The sequence below is a fragment of the Nocardiopsis trehalosi NBRC 14201 genome (assembly GCF_001552555.1).
Taxonomy (GTDB): Bacteria; Actinomycetota; Actinomycetes; order Streptosporangiales; family Streptosporangiaceae; genus Nocardiopsis_B; species Nocardiopsis_B trehalosi.
The window spans coordinates 1-17,201 of record NZ_BCRK01000134.1 but is presented as its reverse complement, the minus strand read 5'-3'; the positions used below and the strand labels follow the sequence as shown (position 1 = coordinate 17,201).

17 protein-coding genes are annotated in these 17,201 nt (G+C 75.8%); 3 read left to right on the top strand and 14 right to left on the bottom strand.

From position 1 onward, the window contains the following. Positions 1 to 373: 373 nt before the first annotated feature. Both NT8_RS20435 and ygfZ read left to right on the top strand, forming a co-directional pair. Entirely contained in the window at positions 374 to 793 is a 420-nt protein-coding gene (locus tag NT8_RS20435) for a Fur family transcriptional regulator (protein WP_067972088.1), read from the top strand. Positions 794 to 863: 70 nt separating this feature from the next. After that, positions 864 to 1,892 (top strand): CAF17-like 4Fe-4S cluster assembly/insertion protein YgfZ, encoded by a 1,029-nt coding sequence (gene ygfZ, locus NT8_RS20430; RefSeq protein ID WP_067972084.1) that lies wholly within the window; start codon positions 864 to 866, stop codon positions 1,890 to 1,892. Between the two features lie 221 nt (positions 1,893 to 2,113). On the opposite strand, the gene NT8_RS20425 is transcribed toward ygfZ, so the two are convergent. The 9 genes from NT8_RS20425 to NT8_RS20380 form a co-directional block, all read right to left on the bottom strand. Next, a complete protein-coding gene (locus NT8_RS20425) occupies positions 2,114 to 2,824 on the bottom strand; it encodes a type 1 glutamine amidotransferase (protein WP_067972081.1) in 711 nt (236 codons plus the stop codon). Positions 2,825 to 2,840: 16 nt separating this feature from the next. Beyond that, complete coding sequence (locus tag NT8_RS20420) at positions 2,841 to 4,097, bottom strand: MurT ligase domain-containing protein (protein WP_067972078.1); 1,257 nt, start codon at positions 4,095 to 4,097, stop codon at positions 2,841 to 2,843. Between the two features lie 245 nt (positions 4,098 to 4,342). Next, entirely contained in the window at positions 4,343 to 6,295 is a 1,953-nt protein-coding gene (locus tag NT8_RS20415) for a hypothetical protein (protein WP_067972074.1), read from the bottom strand. Between the two features lie 129 nt (positions 6,296 to 6,424). Continuing rightward, a complete protein-coding gene (locus NT8_RS20410) occupies positions 6,425 to 7,264 on the bottom strand; it encodes an EamA family transporter (protein WP_067972072.1) in 840 nt (279 codons plus the stop codon). Positions 7,265 to 7,378: 114 nt separating this feature from the next. Beyond that, the gene (locus tag NT8_RS20405) at positions 7,379 to 7,687 is read right to left on the bottom strand and encodes a DUF1416 domain-containing protein (RefSeq protein ID WP_067972069.1); all 309 of its coding nucleotides are present in this window, start codon (positions 7,685 to 7,687) and stop codon (positions 7,379 to 7,381) included. Then, positions 7,684 to 8,523 carry a sulfurtransferase gene (locus NT8_RS20400; protein WP_067972067.1) on the bottom strand — a complete coding sequence of 280 codons (840 nt, stop codon included), beginning with the start codon at positions 8,521 to 8,523 and terminating at the stop codon, positions 7,684 to 7,686. Before NT8_RS20400 ends, NT8_RS20405 begins: the two co-directional genes overlap by 4 nt. Before the next feature lie 533 nt (positions 8,524 to 9,056). After that, positions 9,057 to 9,377 (bottom strand): thioredoxin family protein, encoded by a 321-nt coding sequence (locus tag NT8_RS20390; protein WP_067972059.1) that lies wholly within the window; start codon positions 9,375 to 9,377, stop codon positions 9,057 to 9,059. A gap of 49 nt (positions 9,378 to 9,426) precedes the next feature. Next, a complete protein-coding gene (locus NT8_RS20385) occupies positions 9,427 to 10,128 on the bottom strand; it encodes an LmeA family phospholipid-binding protein (protein WP_067972056.1) in 702 nt (233 codons plus the stop codon). A gap of 216 nt (positions 10,129 to 10,344) precedes the next feature. Beyond that, on the bottom strand, positions 10,345 to 11,523 hold the full coding sequence (locus NT8_RS20380) for a putative quinol monooxygenase (protein ID WP_067972053.1): 1,179 nt from the start codon (positions 11,521 to 11,523) through the stop codon (positions 10,345 to 10,347). Between the two features lie 186 nt (positions 11,524 to 11,709). On the opposite strand from NT8_RS20380, the gene NT8_RS20375 reads away from it, so the two are divergent. Further along, on the top strand, positions 11,710 to 12,633 hold the full coding sequence (locus NT8_RS20375; protein ID WP_084469133.1) for an HAD family hydrolase: 924 nt from the start codon (positions 11,710 to 11,712) through the stop codon (positions 12,631 to 12,633). Positions 12,634 to 12,672: 39 nt separating this feature from the next. Here the strand turns inward: NT8_RS20375 and NT8_RS20370 are convergent, their stop codons facing one another. The 5 genes from NT8_RS20370 to hemL all read right to left on the bottom strand — a co-directional run bounded on the left by NT8_RS20370 (position 12,673) and on the right by hemL (position 17,098). Continuing rightward, on the bottom strand, positions 12,673 to 13,692 hold the full coding sequence (locus NT8_RS20370; RefSeq protein WP_067972049.1) for an NAD-dependent epimerase/dehydratase family protein: 1,020 nt from the start codon (positions 13,690 to 13,692) through the stop codon (positions 12,673 to 12,675). Positions 13,693 to 13,791: 99 nt separating this feature from the next. Next, complete coding sequence (locus NT8_RS28865) at positions 13,792 to 13,890, bottom strand: 30S ribosomal protein bS22 (protein ID WP_017621272.1); 99 nt, start codon at positions 13,888 to 13,890, stop codon at positions 13,792 to 13,794. Between the two features lie 207 nt (positions 13,891 to 14,097). Continuing rightward, positions 14,098 to 14,733 carry a histidine phosphatase family protein gene (locus tag NT8_RS20365; protein WP_067972046.1) on the bottom strand — a complete coding sequence of 212 codons (636 nt, stop codon included), beginning with the start codon at positions 14,731 to 14,733 and terminating at the stop codon, positions 14,098 to 14,100. Between the two features lie 72 nt (positions 14,734 to 14,805). After that, positions 14,806 to 15,741, bottom strand: coding sequence for a LysR family transcriptional regulator (locus tag NT8_RS20360; protein ID WP_067972043.1), 936 nt, complete (start codon positions 15,739 to 15,741; stop codon positions 14,806 to 14,808). Positions 15,742 to 15,802: 61 nt separating this feature from the next. Continuing rightward, positions 15,803 to 17,098, bottom strand: coding sequence for a glutamate-1-semialdehyde 2,1-aminomutase (gene hemL / locus NT8_RS20355; protein WP_067972040.1), 1,296 nt, complete (start codon positions 17,096 to 17,098; stop codon positions 15,803 to 15,805). Positions 17,099 to 17,201 lie beyond the last annotated feature (103 nt).

Below are 17,201 nucleotides of genomic sequence, written 5' to 3'. Positions count from 1 at the left end.
GGCGGGGGCGGGCGGCGCCCCGAAGGATGGGCAGACCCCCGGGCTGACTCCGCCGCTGTGCGGCGGGAGCGTGCCGGCGGGACAAGTTCCGGCGACCCGGGGGCCTGGGTGTCCACTGTGGATTCGCCAGAGCGAACCGATTTACTCGTGTCGCCCTAGCGGACGGACACCTCGCAAGTCCCAGACGTCTTCACTGTCAGGACCACCTCCTTTCCTGCGTGGTCCCGACAGTACGTCCGGTGGGCCGCACGGGGCAAATGTTTTTCGACCGAGGCCGCGCGACGCCGATCACACCGTCCTGACCTGCGGAAAGGGCGCGGAAGCGCCCGTTCGGCGGCGTGCCCGCGCCGACGGCGGCTCGTACACTCGGGACATGCCCGCCGACACCTGGCGCGAGGAGCTGCGGTCCCGCGGCTACCGCGCGACCCCGCAGCGCCGGCTCGTCCTGGAGGCCGTCCGGGACCTGGACCACGCCACCCCCGACACCATCCGCGACCGGGTCCAGCAGACCTCGGCCGAGCTCAACCTGTCGACGGTGTACCGCACCCTGGACCTGCTGGAGCGCATCGGCCTGGTCACCCACACCCACCTCGGGGCCGGGTCTCCGTCGTACCACCTGGCAGAGGAGGCCGACCACCTGCACGTGGTCTGCCGCTCCTGCGGCGCGGTGGCGGACACCCCGCTCGACCTCGCCGACGGGCTGGTCGAGCGGCTCCGCGACGACGCCGGGTTCGAGGCCGACGCCCGCCACCTCACGGTGTTCGGCCGGTGCCGCGCCTGCCGGGAGGCGTGACCCCGCAGCGGGGCGCCCGCACGCGGCTCCGGCGCCCCGGCGGCGGACCGGGGTGCATACCATCGGGAGTATGACTTCGCCGCTGCTGTCCCGCCCTGGAGCCGTCGCCGCCGAGGCCCCCGACACCGACGTCGCCGCGCACTACGGCGAGCCCGCCCAGGAGGGCCGCGCGCTCGACCGCGCGGCGGGCTGGGTCGACCGCGGCAACCGCGGCGTGGTGCGGGTGTCCGGCCCCGACCGGCTCGGCTGGCTGCACAGCCTCACCAGCCAGTACCTGGAGGGCCTCGCCCCCGGCACGGCCACCGAGGCCCTGGTGCTCGACACGAAGGGCCACCTCCGCTTCCACCTGGCGCTGGTCGACGACGGCACCGCGGTGTGGGCGCACACCGAGCCGGGTGCGGGCGCCGAACTGGCCGCGTTCCTCGACTCGATGCGGTTCATGCTGCGTGTCGAGGTCGCCGACCTTTCCGCCGAGCGGCGGGTGCTCACCCTGGCGGGCCCCGACCGCGAGGCCGCGCTGGCGGCCGCGGCGGATGCCGCGGGGGACGCCCCCGTGCTCCGGTTCGGCGACGAGACCGACCTGCTGCTGCCCGCCGAGGCGCTGGTCCCGGTGGCCGACGCCCTGACGGCGGCCGGGGTGCGCCCGGCCGGGATGTGGGCGTACGAGGCGCGGCGGATCGCCGCGCACCGGCCGCGGGCGCTGCTCGACACCGACCACCGGGCGATCCCGCATGAGATGGGCTGGGTGGGGTCGGCCGTGCACCTGGAGAAGGGCTGCTACCCCGGCCAGGAGACCGTGGCGCGCGTGCACAACCTGGGCCGCCCGCCGCGCCGCCTGGTGCTGCTGCACCTCGACGGCACGGCCGAGCGGCTACCAGAGCGGGGCGCGGCGATCGAGCTGGACGGCCGCGCCGTGGGCGTGGCCGGATCGGCGGCCCGCCACCACGAGCTGGGGCCGGTCGCGCTGGGCCTGGTGAAGCGCACGGTGCCGGTCGACGCGGAGTTCACGGTCGACGGCATCGCGGCGGGTCAGGAGGTCATCGTCCCGCCCGACACCGGCGCCAACGCCGAGATCACCCTGCGCCGCCGCCCGGCCTGACGCGGAGAAGGCCGTATCGCCTGGCTAGGGTGGTCGCCCCGGCCGCGCGGGCCACAGGTGCCCCGGGCGGTCCCGGGCCCGGCGCCGTTCCGGGCCCTGCGCACGCCCGCCCCCCGCGCGGTTTCGGGTCCGGCGGGGGCCCGACCCCTTCGCGGCCCCGGGCCCTGGGCTGGCCCGGGGCCCGTGCGGCTCTGGGCCCGTGCGGGGCCGGGGCGGGTGGGTCAGAGGGCGGCGGCGAGGCGTTCTTCGTGGAGGCGCTCGCCCCATGACGGCGGCAGCGGGGGGATCGGGCCGACCCGCCAGCGCAGGAGGAGGTCGGCCAGCTCCGGGTTGCGGGGCAGCGCGGGCCCGTGCAGGTAGGTGCCGAGCACCTGGCCCTGGTAGGCGCCCTCGGTCTGCCCGTCGTTGCCGATGCCGGTGACCGTGCGGGAAAGCGGGATGGCGGAGGGGCCGAGGGCCGTGCGGCCCTGGTGGTTCTCGAACCCGGTGATCCGGCCGACGCCCAGGTTGGGGTCGACGTCCGCGACGATCTCGCCCACCGCGCGCACGTCGCCGCGCCCGCTGCGGACGTCGAGGATGCCGACGCCGGGCAGCGGGTTGTCGGCGTCGTCGCCGTAGCTCTCGCCGATGATCTGGTAGCCGGCGCACACCGCGAACACCGCGGCGCCGCGCTCGGCGGCCCGCTTCAGCCCGCCGTCGGCGCGCAGCCGCTCCGCGGCCAGGATCTGCGGCCGGTCCTCGCCGCCGCCGAGGAGGTACACGTCGCCCTCGACCGGCACGGCGTCGCTGGAGTGGACGTGCACGATCTCGGTGCGGATGCCGCGCAGCTCGGCGCGGCGGCGCAGGATGAGGGCGTTGCCCTGGTCACCGTAGGTGCTGAGCAGGTCCGGGTAGATCCAGACGATGCGCAGGACGCTGCTGGTGTCGGTCATGGGTGGTCCCTGTCCCCTACTGCACGCGGCCGTAGGCCGCGCGGATCTGCTGGAAGGCGGTGTAGTTCGCGATGACGTCGACCTTGGTGATGCCGGGCTGCTCGGCCTTCAGCCGGGCGATGACGTCGTCGACCCGGTCGGCGACCTCGAACGGCACCTCGTCGGTCTCCAGGCGCAGGGCGAGGTCGGTGCGGCGCTCCCCCATGACGAAGACGCGGCGGTCGCGCAGGACCGTGTAGTCGACGTCCCACAGCCACGAGGTGTCCTTGCCGTCGGGGATCTGCGCGTTGACGGAGAGGATCACCGGCACCCGCGGCGGGTCGAGCACGGCGAAGGACTCCAGCCACCCGGCCGGGTTCTTCGCGAGCAGCAGCCGGACCTCGACACCGTTGGTGACGACGGAGGTGTAGCGGCCGGCGACCGAGTGGATCTCGCGCAGCCGGGGCAGCGCCTGCTTGGGGTGGATGCCGTAGGCGGCCGCGGTGGCCAGCGCGATCGCGGCGTTGGCGCGGTTGGCGTCGCCCGGCAGGTTGAGCTGGAGCGGGAGGCGCTGCCCGTTGGGGTCGACGACGACGTCGGCCCGGTTGTCGACCGCCCACGAGGTGTCGGGGCGGCGCATGCCGCACTCGGGGCACTCCCAGTGCGGGTCGGGGTCGCGCTTGAGGTGGCCGCCGCACTCGGGGCAGCACCAGGAGTCCTCCTTCCAGCGCTGGCCCGCCGACACCCAGGTGGCGTGCCGGGCGCCGAGCCCGGCCCAGGACACCAGGGGGTCGTCGGCGTTGGCGATGACGTGGGTCTCGCTCTGCCGCAGCGCGTCGCGCCACTTCTTCGCCAGCAGGTTGATCTCGGAGGCGCGGTCCATCTGGTCGCGGCTGAGGTTCATCAGCACGACCACGGCCGGGTTGGTGGCGCGCAGCACCTGCGGCAGGTACTTCTCGTCGACCTCCAGCACGCCGATGCGGGCGTTGGGGCTGTTGGCCAGCGCGGTGATGTGCCCGGTGGGCATGTTCGCGCCGTGCTCGTTGGTGGCGATCTCACCGAGCTCGCGCAGCGCCGACGAGATCAGCCGGGTGGTGGTGGTCTTGCCGTTGGTCGCGCTGACGAGCGCCAGCTGCCGGCCGCGGGCCAGCTGGGCGAGCAGGTCCGGCTCGACCTTCAGCGCGATCTTGCCGCCGATGACGGAGCCGTCGCCCCGGCCGGTGGCCCGCGACAGGGTGGCCGCGCCCTTGCCCAGGACCGCGGCAAGCTGGGCGCGCAAGGGAAGTTCGCTCATGATCCCCAACTCGTTTGCTGCTGGATGTGCCCGCCCGAGGGCGGTACGGGGCACCCCGGGGAGCAGGCGGTGGTCCCCGGTGCCGGCCGCTCCCGGGCGGGGCGCGACCGGTCGCCCTACGTGTCCCCCGCGCCGTGCCGGCCGTTCGCGCCGATCCGGGCGTCCGCGGAGAACGTCCCTAGCCTATTGCCCGCCGCCCGCGATCGGGCACCCCGCGGGCGGGGGCGCGGCGCGCCCGCGCGGGGTCAGGCGGTGCGCCAGTCGAGGCGTTCGGGCGGCGGTCCCAGGTTGGGCGGCGGGTCGTCGGTGTCGGCGGACTCGGCGTCGGGGGCGGGTGCGGGCGGCGGCACGGCGGGGCCGCCGGCGGCGCGGGTCTGCTCGACGGTGGCCAGGGTGGCGGTGGCGAGGGTGAGGATGCCGGGGTTGGCGTCGGCGACCACGGGCCCGCGCGGGCCGGGCAGGACCAGAGCGGTGGGCGGCAGGAGGCGCATCCCCCGCGCGTCGAGGCGGTGCTCGCGGGGGGCACCGGTGGCGGGTGCGGTGTCGATGTCCTCGGCCTGGGCGGTGGTGCGGCCCCACGCCGACGCGGCGCGCACGTGCCGGACCAGGTCGAGGGGGGCGACCGAGGTGGCGGCGTTGCGCATGGCCACCGGCGCGGTGACGCCGACGGCGGGGTCCTCGACGTAGCTGTCGGCGACGGCGTCGCTGAGCGCCTCGCCGATGACCTCGGTGAGGCGGTGCACCGGTGCGGAGGGGGCGGCGCCGCGGCGGACGGTGAGGCGGGCGGCGGCGCGGTCGGCGGAGTCGGGGTCGGGCTGGCGCATGAGGACGGGGAGGGTGCCCTCGGCGTCGAGCCGGGCGTCGAGACCGTCGGCGGCCGCGCGGAACAGCAGGACGAGCCCGGCGCCGGCCGCGGCGGCGGCGCGGGTGAGCCGGTCGACCTCGTCGTCGGGCAGGGTGTCGGCCCCGCAGACGATGATGGTGTGCGCCCACGCGGCGTCGCCCGCCGCGGGGGCGCGGCCGCGCGCCCGCAGCTCCAGCAGTTCGCTGAGGGAGGCGGCGGTGTAGGTGCCGTAGGCGCGGGCCGCGGCGCCGCCGGAGGCGCGGTCGGTGGCGATGACCTTCACCTGGGCGTAGGGCTCCTCGGCGGCGCGGGTGCCGACGCCCTCGAACGGGGCGAGGCGGCGTTCGAGGTCCCACGCGCGCTCCAGTACGGACCGGTCGCCGCCCCAGCGGGCGCGCACGGCGGTGCGCTGGTCGGGGGTGAGCAGCCGCACGGCGGGGTCGTCGGCGGGGGCGGCGCCGTCGAGGGCGCGCAGGCCGCCGATGAGGGCGGCGACGTTGGTGTCGGGGCCGAGCGCCTCCAGGAGGCCGAGGAGGAGGTCGCGGTCGGCGGCGGGGTCGCCGCGCCCGCCGGGGGCGCGCGCCACCGCCGCGAGGATGCGCGCGCGCTGCGCGGCGCCGAGGTTGGTGCCGAGGTTCATCCGGGGCAGGTCGGCGGGGAGCACCCACACGCGCGGCGCCACCCCGCACCGCTTGACGAGGGAGGCGAGGTCGCCGGCGACCGCCCGCCCGGACAGGTCGACCACGGTGAGGTCGCCGCCGCTGCGCAGCCGGGACGCGCCGATGGTGGTGAGCAGCGCCGACCACCCGGCGTCGGTGCCCCCGGCGACGACAACGGCGCGGGCGTGCGCGGGCACCTTGGTCCCGTACCAGCGGGGCTGGGCCTCGAAGGCGCGGCGGCGGTCGCGCCAGGCGGTGTACGCGCGGGCGTGCTCCTCCTGGCGGCGGCGGAGGTCGTCCTCGTGCTCGCGCTGCTCGCGCTCCAGGCGCTCCCGTTCGCGGCGGAGCCGGTCGCGCACGACCTGGCGGCCCTGCGCGAGGGCGACGAGCACCGGGACGGTGACGAGGACGCAGCCGAGGACGCCGCCGAGGGCCACCACCCCCGGCAGCACGCGCAGCGGCCACAGCAGGACGCAGAGCGCGGCGATGGCGGCCAGCACGGCCAGGGCGATGTGCAGGGGCTTGTTGGTGCGGGCCGCGCTGCGGCGCTGGAGGTCGACCCAGTCGGGGCCGAGTTCGGCGCGGTCGGCGGGGGCGGGGCGGCGCGGCGGCGGACCGGGGTCGGGCACCGGGACGTCGTGGCGCCAGCCGAGATACGTCGAGCCGCCGTGCGAAACTGCCGGGTGGTCGCCCACCGCGCTGCACCTCCCGCCCGGCGGGCCGTGGGGGGCGCCGGGTCCGCTTCCGCCTCCGGGTACCTGGGAATGGTGACAGGCGCGCCGCACCCTTGTCACGGCCTTGCCCGAAATCGCCGTGATGCCCGGTCAGACGTTGAGCAGCAGGGCCCCGGCGGTCACCGCCGCCGCCGACGCGACCCGGGCCCGGCCGAACCGCTCGCCGAACGCGAGGGCGCCGATGACGGCGCCGAACACGATGCTCGTCTCGCGCAGCGCGGCGACCCCCGCCAGCGGCGCGGTGGTCTGCGCCCACAGCACGAGGCCGTAGGCGGCCATGGACAGGACGCCGCCCGCGGCCCCCGCCCGCCAGACGGGGGCGAGGTCGGCGCGGAGCCGCCCGCGGCGCAGCACGGCGGCCGCGACGAGGAACCAGGGGCCCTCCAGCAGCATCAGCCAGGCGATGTAGGCGAGCGGGTCGCCGGCCGCGCGCACGCCGACCCCGTCGACCACCGTGTAGGCCGCGATGAGCACGCCCGTGGTGAGGGCGGCGGCGAGCGCGGGGAGCTGCGCCCGGCCGGGCCGCCCGGACGCGAACACCAGGGCCGTCAGCCCGGCCGACACCAGCAGCACCCCGCACAGGTGGACGGGGGTGGGGACCTCGCCGAGCAGGAGGGCGGCGCCCAGCGCCACCAGCCACGGGCTGGTGCCGCGGGCCAGCGGGTAGACCTGGCCGAAGTCGCCCAGCCGGTAGGACAGCATCAGGAACCCCATGTACCCGACGTGCAGCACCGCCGACGCGGCGAGGGCGGGCCAGGCCGCCCGATCGGGCACCCCGGTGGCGGCCGCCAGCGCGGCCCCGCAGACGGCCGCCGACGCCCCGATGACGGCGAACCCGATCAGCCGGTCGGTGATGGCGTGGGCGACGGCGTTCCACACCGCGTGCAGCAGTGCGGCGGCGAGGACGGCGGCGGCGGTGAGGGCGGTCATAGGGCCACCCTGGCGGCCGGTCCGGGCGGAACGGGCCGCGGGGTCCCGGAAAGCGGCGGCGCCGGCGGGGGCGCGGCCCCCGCCGGCGCCGGCGGATTCGGGTACGTCGTCGGGCTAGGCGTCGACCTGGAGGTCGATGACCTTGCCGACCTCGGCGGTGATGGCGTACTCGGCGGTGAAGCCGCGCGAGGCCAGCACCCGGACGGTCCAGGCGCCGTCGGCGGCGAAGAACCGGAAGGTCCCCTCGTCACCGGTGGCGACCTCGCCGACGAAGTCGCCGGAGGCGTTCAGCAGGCGGGCGTAGGCACCGCTGAGCGGGGCGCCGTCGCGCCGCACCACACCCTGGATGACCGCCTGGCCGCCCGCGTCGACGTCGGCGAGGGCGACGCCCCCGACCGGGGCACCGCAGCCGTCGGCGCTCACTTGGCCTCCCCCAGCTCCACCGGGACGCCGACCAGGGACCCGTACTCGGTCCACGAGCCGTCGTAGTTCTTCACGTTCTCCAGGCCGAGCAGCTCGTGCAGCGCGAACCAGGTGTGCGAGGAGCGCTCGCCAATGCGGCAGTAGGCGATGATGTCCTTGCCCAGGTCGACGCCCGCCTCGGTGTAGAGGTCGCGCAGCTCGTCGTCGGACTTGAAGGTGCCGTCCTCGTTGGCGGTCTTGGCCCAGGGGATGTTGCGCGCGGTCGGGATGTGCCCCGGGCGCTGCGAGGTCTCCTGGGGCAGGTGCGCCGGCGCGAGGAGCTTGCCGGTGAACTCGTCGGGCGAGCGGACGTCGACCAGGTCCTTGGTGCCGATGGCCTCGACGACCTCGTCGCGGAACGCGCGGATCGAGGTGTCCTGCTCCTTGGCGGTGTAGGTGGTGGCGGCGCGCTCGGGCACGGCCTCGACCAGCTCGCGGGAGTCCAGCTCCCACTTCTTGCGGCCGCCGTCGAGCAGGCGGACGTCGGCGTGCCCGTAGAGGCGGAAGTACCAGTAGGCGTAGGCCGCGAACCAGTTGTTGTTGCCGCCGTAGAGGACCACGGTGTCGTCGTTGGAGATGCCGCGCTCGGAGAGCAGCTTCTCGAAGCCGGTCCGGTCGACGAAGTCGCGCCGGACGGGGTCCTGGAGGTCCGTCTTCCAGTCGAGCTTGATGGCGTTGCGGATGTGGCCCTTGTCGTAGGCCGAGGTGTCCTCGTCGACCTCCACGAGCACGACGTTGTCGTCGTCGAGATGGGCCTCCACCCAGTCGGCGTCGACCAGGACGTCGGAGCGGCTCATGGGGAACCTCCTTGGATCGTTCTGCGGTGGGCGGTGCGTCGGGCGGGTGCCGGAGCCGCGGCGGTGCGGCCCTGCCCGGCGGGCAGGCGGCGCGGAGCGGGGGGGCGCCCGGGGCGCTCGGGGGCGCCGGAGGCGGAGCGGACGGCGGCGGCCGCCGGGGCGCGGCCCTTGTGGGGCCGGGCGGTGGCGGCGGGGTGCGCGGCGGTGAGCCGCCCGTGCGGGTCGACCTGCATGGTGGTTCCCAGGGCGTGTGCGGTGCGATGGGACGGCGCGCGCGGGCGCGGCCGGGAATCCGGGACAGGAGGCGTGCGTACGGTGCCGCGGGGTCCGCTCTAGCGGGCAGCGCGACAGAGCGCGGTGGCGACGTGGCAGAAGTCGACCGCGCGACGCTTCGTCAGGAAGGCTCCTGTCGGAGAGGTCACGTCCCCGATCGTACGGGCTGCGGGCCCGTATGTCACGGGTGGGTGGCCTCACAGCCGGGGCGTTCGCGGCGCCCGGCGCGGTCGGCCGCTCCGGCCGGCCCGTCGCACGGGCTAGCCGACCGCCGCGCCGAGGGCGGCGACGACGTCGGCCGTGCGCGGCAGGCCGGCGGCGCGGCGCACGACCCGGCCGCCGGCGTCGAGGACGAGCACCGTGGGGGTGCTCGCGACGCCGAGGCGGCGGACCAGGTCCAGGTGGGACTCCGCGTCGACCTCGATGTGGGCGACGCCGTCGACCATCGCGGCGACGCGGGCCAGCACCTGCCGGGTGGCGGCGCAGGGGCGGCAGAACGCCGTGGAGAACTGCACGAGGGTGGCGCGCGGGCCGAGGGCGGCGCCGAGGTCGCCGGGGGTCAGCGCGTCGGGGGCGGGCATCGGCGGGCCTCCTCCCTCCTCGGGGCCGGCCCCGGGCGGGTGCCCGGGGTCAGCGCTGCTGGGCGTCGGCGCCGGCGCCGACGAGGTCGACGTCGCTGGCCTCGGCGGAGACCTCGACCCCGTTGGGCAGCGCCTCGATGCCGGTGACCTGGAGGTCGAAGGGCAGCTGCGGGACGGGGAACGACATGGCGAGCCGCTCCTGGACCTCGGCGGTGACGTCGAGCTGGGACTCGCCGACCTCCACGTCGGCGGGGGTCACGTTGACCACGTCGCCCTCGACGGCGACCTCCAGGTCGGCGGAGACGGGGACGCTGAACCCGGCGACGGCGAGGTCGCCGGTCATGCGCGGGCGGCCGTCCTCGTTCTCGATGACGATGCCCTCGGGCAGCCGCCGCTGGAGCTCGCTGTAGGGCAGCATCACCTTGGCGTCGGCGGTGCCGGCGGTGACGCGCGGCTCGGTGAGCAGGTCGCCGATGGCGGCCTGGACGTTGCGCGCGGTGACGTCGACGCGTTCGAGCTGCACCTCGCCGACGGTGATGGCGCCGGTGACGATGTGGATCTCGTCGTACTCACCGCTGATGGCCTGGGTCAGGAACGGGAAGCCCCCGATGGTGACCTCGGGCTCGGCGGCCATCTCGTACTGCTGGCTGATGCGCTTGGCGATCTCGCTCTGCGCGGCATAGTGCAGCCCGCGGTCGGCCACGCCGACCATGACCAGCAGGAAAACCAGGAAGACGAGGAACTTACGCATCGGGCTTCCAGCACGCTTTCGTTGGAGTCCTGGCGCTCCGCGCGGCGCCGTCAGGCGGCCGGCGGACAGGCGCCGCAGCAGCGGCGTCCCGGACGCCCGCGCTGAATGTCAGAACGAAGGGTACTTCACACGCCGCCGTGCCCCGCTTCCCGGAGGCGTATTCCCAGGAGACTCCGAGCTTCGGGGCCGGGGCCGGGGGCGCCGCGGCGGGCGGTGTCAGCGGGGCATGAGCATGCTCGCGAGGTTGTCGTTGGCCGAGGCGCCCGACAGTGCCAGTTCGATCACATTGGTGGCGACGACGCTGCCGCTGGTGCGCCGGGAGAACTCGGCGACGTGCGGCTGCTGCTCGTGCTCCTCGTGGGCGAGCTGGTCGCGGTAGATGGCGTAGACGATGCGCTGCTGGGGCGCGCTGGGCACCGTGTGGCAGGCGAAGAGCAGAGTGTCGGGTTCGCGCCGGGAGACGGCCTCGACGACCTCGTCGGCGTGGTCGTCGAACTGGTCGCCCCGGCCCTCGGCCAGCGTGTAGATGGTGATGATGCCGCGCAGCCGCGACGGCCGCGAGGGCGCCGCCGCGGGCTCCTCGTCGAAGTCGTCGTCGTAGCGGTCGTCGTAGTCGTCCTCGAAGTCGTCGGCCTTGCGCCGCCTGCCGAACACGCCGTCGTCCTCCTCAGGATCACCGCCGGGGTCACCGCCGTCGCCGCCGCGCCGCCGCCCGCCGCGCCGGCGGGTGCGCTCGCGCGGCGGGTTCTGCGCCCGCATGAACGCCGCCCAGAGCGCCGCGACGGCGCCGAGCATCAGGACCTGCCCCATGGAGCCGAGGCCGAAGCGGGAGACCAGGATCTCCAGCAGCGCCGCCAGGGCGAACAGGCCGATGACCGACAGCCGGTGCTGCGCGGTCCGCGGGCGCTCGCGCATGGCGAGCCCCGCGACGACGGCGCTCGCGCCGATCGCGACGGCGGCGAACACGTGCACGAGCAGCAGCGCGCCCCGGGGGATGATGTCGTAGTGGTCGGCCATGGCCGGGTAGCCGGCGTCGAACTGGCCGCGCAGCCGGTCCATGACCAGCACGACCAGGGGCACGATGCCCAGCGTGGTGACGACCAGCCGGGTGCCGAACCGGGCCCGGGGCGAGGCCACCGCGTACTCGACCACGCCCCAGGCGAGCAGCAGCGGGCCGAACAGCCCGACGCCGATCTGGAACACGCGGAAGGTGAGCGCGGAGAACTCCAGGAGCGCACCCGGGAAGGCGGCGCTCAGCCCGATCGCCACGCACACCGCTGACGCGACCCACGCGCCGGTGTGCAGGCGGGGGTCGCGGTAGCTGCGGGCGATCAGCGCGGCGGCGGCGCTCCAGGCCACCAGCGCGCAGACGAATGCCAGTCCTACTCCGACCATCCCGCTAATGATGCTGCACATCGGGACCCCGTTGGGAACCGGGCCGCCCGATCACCTGTCCGAATTGCGACGTAATTGGCTGCTTGGGAGCAATCCGGCGTTTGATCTGTGAGTTACCTCACGAGACATCGCCGCGACTCCGCCAGGACGCCTAGGGCACCGGCGGCGGGCCATAGGCTCGGAACCATGCCGCGTCACCTCCGCCCTGACGACAAGGGCCGCGCCGCGCTCGCCGGGGAGGCCGCCGCCGCAGCGGCCGAGCACCGGCGCGGGCGCACCGCCGCCGGCCCCGCTGCGGCGCCGCCGCTCGCCGCCGCGCCGCCCGCACGCCCCATCGCGTTCTTCGACGTCGACAACACGCTCATGCGCGGCGCGTCGATCTACCACTTCGCCCGCGGCCTGGCCGCCCGCGACCTCTTCACGACGCGCGACCTGCTCCGGTTCGCGTGGGGGCAGATGGTGTTCCGCATCAGCGGCCAGGAGCAGCCCGAGCACATCAACGCCGCGCGCGAGGCGGCGCTGGCCTTCGTCGCCGGGCACGGCGTGGACGACCTCGTCGCCCTGTGCGAGGAGATCTACGACGACACCATGTCCAGCCGCATCTGGGAGGGCGCGCACCGGCTGGTCCGCCGCCACCTGGGGGCCGGGCAGCGCGTCTGGCTGGTCACCGCCACCCCGGTCGAACTGGCCGACATCATCCGGCGGCGGCTCGGCCTCGACGGCGCCCTGGGCACGGTCGCCGAGACCGTCGACGGGGTCTACACCGGGCGGCTCGTCGGCGACCTGCTGCACGGACCGGCCAAGGCGTCGGCCATCACCGCGCTCGCCCGCCGCGAGAACCTCGACCTGGCGGCCTGCACCGCCTACAGCGACTCCAGCAACGACCTGCCGCTGCTGAACCTGGTGGGCCACCCCAACGCCGTCAACCCCGACGACGAGCTGCGCGCCCACGCCGCCGCGAACGGCTGGCCGGTGCACGAGTTCCGCCGGCACCGCACCACGCTGCGCGTGGGCGTGCCGGCCGCCGTCGCGGGCGCGGTGGCGGGCGGGGTGGCCGTGGGGATGCTGCGCCGGCGCGCGCTGCGCCTGCCGGTGCGGCCGCGCCCCTGACGGCGCGCGGGGCGCCCGGCCGGGCTCGGCCGGCCGGGGTCAGCCGCCCAGGGCGGGGCGCATCCGCCGCGGGCTGCCGTGGCCGCGGTCGCGGCGCCGCCGGCGCACGCGGGCGGGGGCGGCGCCGTCGAGGAACGCCTCGAACGCCTCCTGGGAGGTGTACTCGGGCGACCAGTCGACGGCGCGTTCGAGCTTGGTGGAGTCGAGCACGCGGTCGTTGCAGAGCACGCGCAGCTGCTCCGGGGAGTAGTCGAGGCGGCCGCGCCGGGCCAGGCCGCCCAGCACCCGCAGCCCGCGCTCGGGCACGGCCACGCCGTGCCGGCCCGCCCGGTGCAGGCACTGCGACAGCGGGAGCGAACCGGGGGCGGCGACGTTGAAGACGCCGGCGCCGTCGCCCAGGGCCATCAGCCGGACGGCCTCGACCCCGTCGTCCTCGTGCACGAACTGCATGCGCGGGTCGTAGCCGCGCACCGTGGGGACCACCCGCAGCCCCAGGTAGCGGGTGAGCGGGCTCTCGACCGACGGGCCGATGACGTGCGCGAACCGCAGGACCGCGATCGACAGGTCGGGGCGGCGGCGGGCCAGGCCCCGCGTGTGCAGCTCGATCTCGGCCGCGTCCTGGGCGTAGGCCGACCGCGGGATGCGGCGGGCCTCCAGGTCCTCGGTGGAGGGGCCCGGGTGGCGGGTGGACGCGCCGTAGACCGCGGCGCTGGACCGCACCACCAGGCGGCGCACCCCCGGGGTGCGCTGGCAGGCGTTGAGGAGCTGCATCGTCCCGAGGACGTTGTTCTCCTTCATCGCCGCCCGGCCGCCGGCGTCCTCGGGGGTCACCGTCAGACCGAGGTGCAGGACGGTGTCGGCGCCGGAGTCGCGGAGGGCCCGGCGCACGCTGTCGTCGTGCAGGTCGGTGGTGATGTACTCGGCGCGCCCGAGCGGGTGGCGAGGCGGCGCCGGATCGACGCCGACGACCCGGTCGACACCGGGGTCGTGCTGGAGTGCCTGCGCCACCCGGGCACCCAGGCGGCGGGAGGCACCGGTGACGAGAACGACGCGGCCCATGACGAATCGCCTCCACACGTGGGGTTCGCGGCGGGGAGAGAGGGGTGTCTCCGCGTCGGCCCCGCCCACGCGGGCGGCGGCGTCGGCGGAGAGACGGACCTACTTCTTGTTGCGCCGCGCGATGCGAGTCCGCTTGAGCAGCTTGCGGTGCTTCTTCTTCGCCATGCGCTTGCGGCGCTTCTTGATCACGGAACCCATGGGATCACCTCTCGCGAACGACAAAAGAGACACGACGGCGCCGCGCGACGGGCGCGGAGGCGTCGAGCGGGATGCGGCGGCGCGCGGCCCTCGGGGCGTCGGCACGCGAGCGGCGCCGGAGCAGACGCCGCACCCGACGAGTCAGCCTACCCTCTCCGGCAAGCCCGCACGCACCGGCGGGCGCGGCGGCCGGCGCGGGGACGGCGCTCAGGCGCCCGGAACGGCCCGCCGGCGGGTGTACAGCCGGGCCGCGGGCTCGCTGTAGCCGACGCTGACCAGCCGGTGGTCCTCGAACGCCAGCGTGGTGATGCTCGCCAGGTTGCACTGGCGGCGGTCGGGGCGGTGCCACAGCCGCTTCCGCTCGGCGGCCCGGCGGGCCATCCAGATGGGGAGCTGGTGGCTGACGCAGACGGCCTCGCGCCCCCACGCCTCCTTGCGCACCAGTTTGATGACGTCGACCATGCGCTGGACGATGTCGGTGTAGGGCTCGCCCCACGACGGCAGGAACGGGTTGTACAGCCGGCGCATCACGTGCACGTCGGTCATGGACCGCGACGACAGGGCCATGCCCTGGAACCGGTTGGCGGCCTCGATCAGCCGCTCGTCGAGGCGGATGGACAGTCCGAACCCGTCGGCCACCGGCATGGCGGTCTCCTTGGCGCGGTCCAGCGGCGAGGAGTACACGGCCGCGATGTCGCGCCCCGACAGCCACTCGGAGGCCAGCTCGGCCATGCGGACCCCGGTCTCGCTGAGGTGGAACTCCGGCAGCCGCCCGTAGAGGATGCCCTCGGGGTTGTGCACTTCGCCGTGCCTGAGGAGGTGGACGACGGTGGTCGTGGTCATGACGGGCGACCGTTTCCCTTCGCTTCGTGGTCCTGCTGCGCTGCGCCGCTCGGGCGGGTGCCGCCCGCGGATTCAGGGCGTGGCGGCGGCGACCGGCGGCAACGCGCCCTCCAACCTACCGACCGCCTCCCGCAGCTCCGCCACCGTGGCCCGCACCACCGGCCGGCGGCCGTCCTCGCGCCGCCACACGGCGTGGACGCCGCGCTCCAGCCGGGGCCGGAGGGGCAGCGTGACCACGCCGTCCGGCAGGCGCTCGCGGGCGAGCCGGGGCAGCAGCGCGCAGCCGAGCCCGGCGGCGACCAGGGCCAGTTGCGTGGGCAGCTCGCCTGCGTAGTGCGCCACCCGCGGCTCGACCCCGGCGCGCCGCAGCGTGTCGGTCAGCCAGTCGTGGCAGATGCTGCCCTGAGGTGAGCAGATCCACACCTCGTCGCCGAGATCGGGCAGCACGAGTTCGGCGCGGTCGGCCAGCGGGTGCCCCGCGGGCAGCGCGATCTCGGCGGGGTCGTCGAACAGGTGGACGCGGTCGAGGCCCGCCGGCAGCGGCAGCGGGGAGTTGCGCCAGTCCTGGACCAGCGCGACGTCGTGTTCGCCGCGCCGGACCAGTTCGAGCGAGACCAGCGGGTCGGACTCGGTGAGCTCCACGGTGAGGCCGGGGTGGCGCGCGGCGAGCGCGCCGATGACGCCCGGCATCACCCCGCGGGCGGCCGTGGCGAACGCCGCGACGCTGACGCGCCCGGCGACGCTGCCCAGGCGGGCCTCCAGGTCGGCCTCCGCCTCGGCCATGAGGGCGAGGATGCGCGCGGCGTGGCCCACCAGGAGCCGCGCGGGGTCGGTGAGGCGCACCCCGCGCCCGCTGCGTTCGAGCAGGCGGGCGCAGGTCTCGCGTTCGAGCTTGGCGATCTGCTGGGACACCGCGGAGGTGGTGATACCGAGCACGTCGGCGGCCGCGCTGACCGATCCGTATTCGGCGATGGCGTTCAGCGCGCGCAGCCGGTCGAGGTCGAGCATCCCCCCATGGTAGGGAGGGGGCGGCGCCGGGGACCAGTGGGTTCACGGTCCCCGGCCCGGCTCACGCCCCGGCCGCCGCGGCCGCGCGGGCCGCCGCGGGCAGGGCCGACACCACGCGGTCGAGGGCCGCGTCGTCGTGCGCGGCGGACAGGAACCACGCCTCGAACGCGGCCGGCGGCAGGTACACGCCCTGGTCGAGCATGGCGTGGAAGAACGCCGCGAACCGCCGGGTGTCCTGGGCGCGGGCGCCGTCGAAGTCGGTGACCTCGGCGTCGGTGAAGAACACGGTGAACAGGCTGCCGCCGTGCTGCACGCGGTGCGGCACGCCCTCGGCGGAGAGCGCGCGGCCGACCTCGGCGGAGAGCGCGGCCGCCGAGCGGTCGATGCGCGCGTAGACGTCGGGGGTGGCGTTGCGCAGCGTCGCCAGGCCGGCGGCGGTGGCCAGCGGGTTCCCCGACAGGGTGCCCGCCTGGTAGACGGGGCCGGCGGGGGCGAGCCGGTCCATCAGGTCGGCACGGCCGCCGAACGCCGCGGCGGGCAGGCCGCCGCCCATGACCTTGCCGAAGGTCATGAGGTCGGGCGCCACGCCCTCCAGCCCGTACCAGCCGGAGGGGCCGACCCGGAAGCCGGTGAGGACCTCGTCCAGGATGAGCAGCGCGCCGTGCCGGGCGGTGATCTCGCGCAGGCGGGCGTTGAAGCCGTCGCGGGGCGGGACGACGCCCATGTTGGCCGGGCACGCCTCGGCGATCACGCAGGCGATGTCGCCGCCGGCCTCGGCGAAGGCGGCCTCGACGGCGGCGGGGTCGTTGTAGGGCAGCACCAGGGTGTCGGCGGCGCTGGCGCCGGTGACCCCCGGGGTGTCGGGCAGCGCGAACGTCGCCAGGCCCGACCCGGCGGCGGCGAGCAGCGCGTCGACGTGGCCGTGGTAGTTGCCGGCGAACTTGACGATCTTGCTGCGGCCGGTGGCGCCGCGCGCCAGCCGGATGGCCGACATGGTGGCCTCGGTGCCGGAGTTGACCAGGCGCACGCGCTCGACCGGGGTGCGCGCGGTGATCTCCTCGGCCAGCTCGACCTCGCCCGGGGTGGGGGCGCCGTAGGAGGTGCCCGCGGCGGCGGCGGTGCGCAGCGCCTCGACCACGGCCGGGTGGGCGTGGCCCAGGATCAGCGGGCCCCAGGAGCAGACGAGGTCGACGTACTCGTTGCCGTCGACGTCGGTCAGGTAGGGGCCGGCGCCGGACGCCATGAACGGCGGGGTGCCCCCCACCGCCCCGAAGGCGCGCACCGGGGAGTTGACCGCCCCCGGGACGACGGCGCTCGCGCGTTCGAACAGCTCAGCGGATGTCGTGTGTGTACCCACGCCCTCCAGTGTGGCAGCCGTGCGGCGCCGGCCGTGCCCGGCGCGCGGCTCCGGCGGGCGTCCGCGCCGGGGGCCCGGTCGCGGGCCCCCGCGGCGGGCGCCC

Coding starts and splice junctions, on each gene's coding strand:
- NT8_RS20360 (WP_067972043.1), bottom strand. CDS start 15,741: ATGCTCGACCTCGACCGGCTGCGCGCGCTGAACGCCATCGCCGAATAC.
- NT8_RS20435 (WP_067972088.1), top strand. CDS start 374: ATGCCCGCCGACACCTGGCGCGAGGAGCTGCGGTCCCGCGGCTACCGC.
- NT8_RS20410 (WP_067972072.1), bottom strand. CDS start 7,264: ATGACCGCCCTCACCGCCGCCGCCGTCCTCGCCGCCGCACTGCTGCAC.
- NT8_RS20375 (WP_084469133.1), top strand. CDS start 11,710: ATGCCGCGTCACCTCCGCCCTGACGACAAGGGCCGCGCCGCGCTCGCC.
- NT8_RS20365 (WP_067972046.1), bottom strand. CDS start 14,733: ATGACCACGACCACCGTCGTCCACCTCCTCAGGCACGGCGAAGTGCAC.
- ygfZ (WP_067972084.1), top strand. CDS start 864: ATGACTTCGCCGCTGCTGTCCCGCCCTGGAGCCGTCGCCGCCGAGGCC.
- NT8_RS20390 (WP_067972059.1), bottom strand. CDS start 9,377: ATGCCCGCCCCCGACGCGCTGACCCCCGGCGACCTCGGCGCCGCCCTC.
- NT8_RS20370 (WP_067972049.1), bottom strand. CDS start 13,692: ATGGGCCGCGTCGTTCTCGTCACCGGTGCCTCCCGCCGCCTGGGTGCC.
- NT8_RS28865 (WP_017621272.1), bottom strand. CDS start 13,890: ATGGGTTCCGTGATCAAGAAGCGCCGCAAGCGCATGGCGAAGAAGAAG.
- NT8_RS20420 (WP_067972078.1), bottom strand. CDS start 4,097: ATGAGCGAACTTCCCTTGCGCGCCCAGCTTGCCGCGGTCCTGGGCAAG.
- NT8_RS20425 (WP_067972081.1), bottom strand. CDS start 2,824: ATGACCGACACCAGCAGCGTCCTGCGCATCGTCTGGATCTACCCGGAC.
- NT8_RS20380 (WP_067972053.1), bottom strand. CDS start 11,523: ATGGTCGGAGTAGGACTGGCATTCGTCTGCGCGCTGGTGGCCTGGAGC.
- NT8_RS20385 (WP_067972056.1), bottom strand. CDS start 10,128: ATGCGTAAGTTCCTCGTCTTCCTGGTTTTCCTGCTGGTCATGGTCGGC.
- NT8_RS20400 (WP_067972067.1), bottom strand. CDS start 8,523: ATGAGCCGCTCCGACGTCCTGGTCGACGCCGACTGGGTGGAGGCCCAT.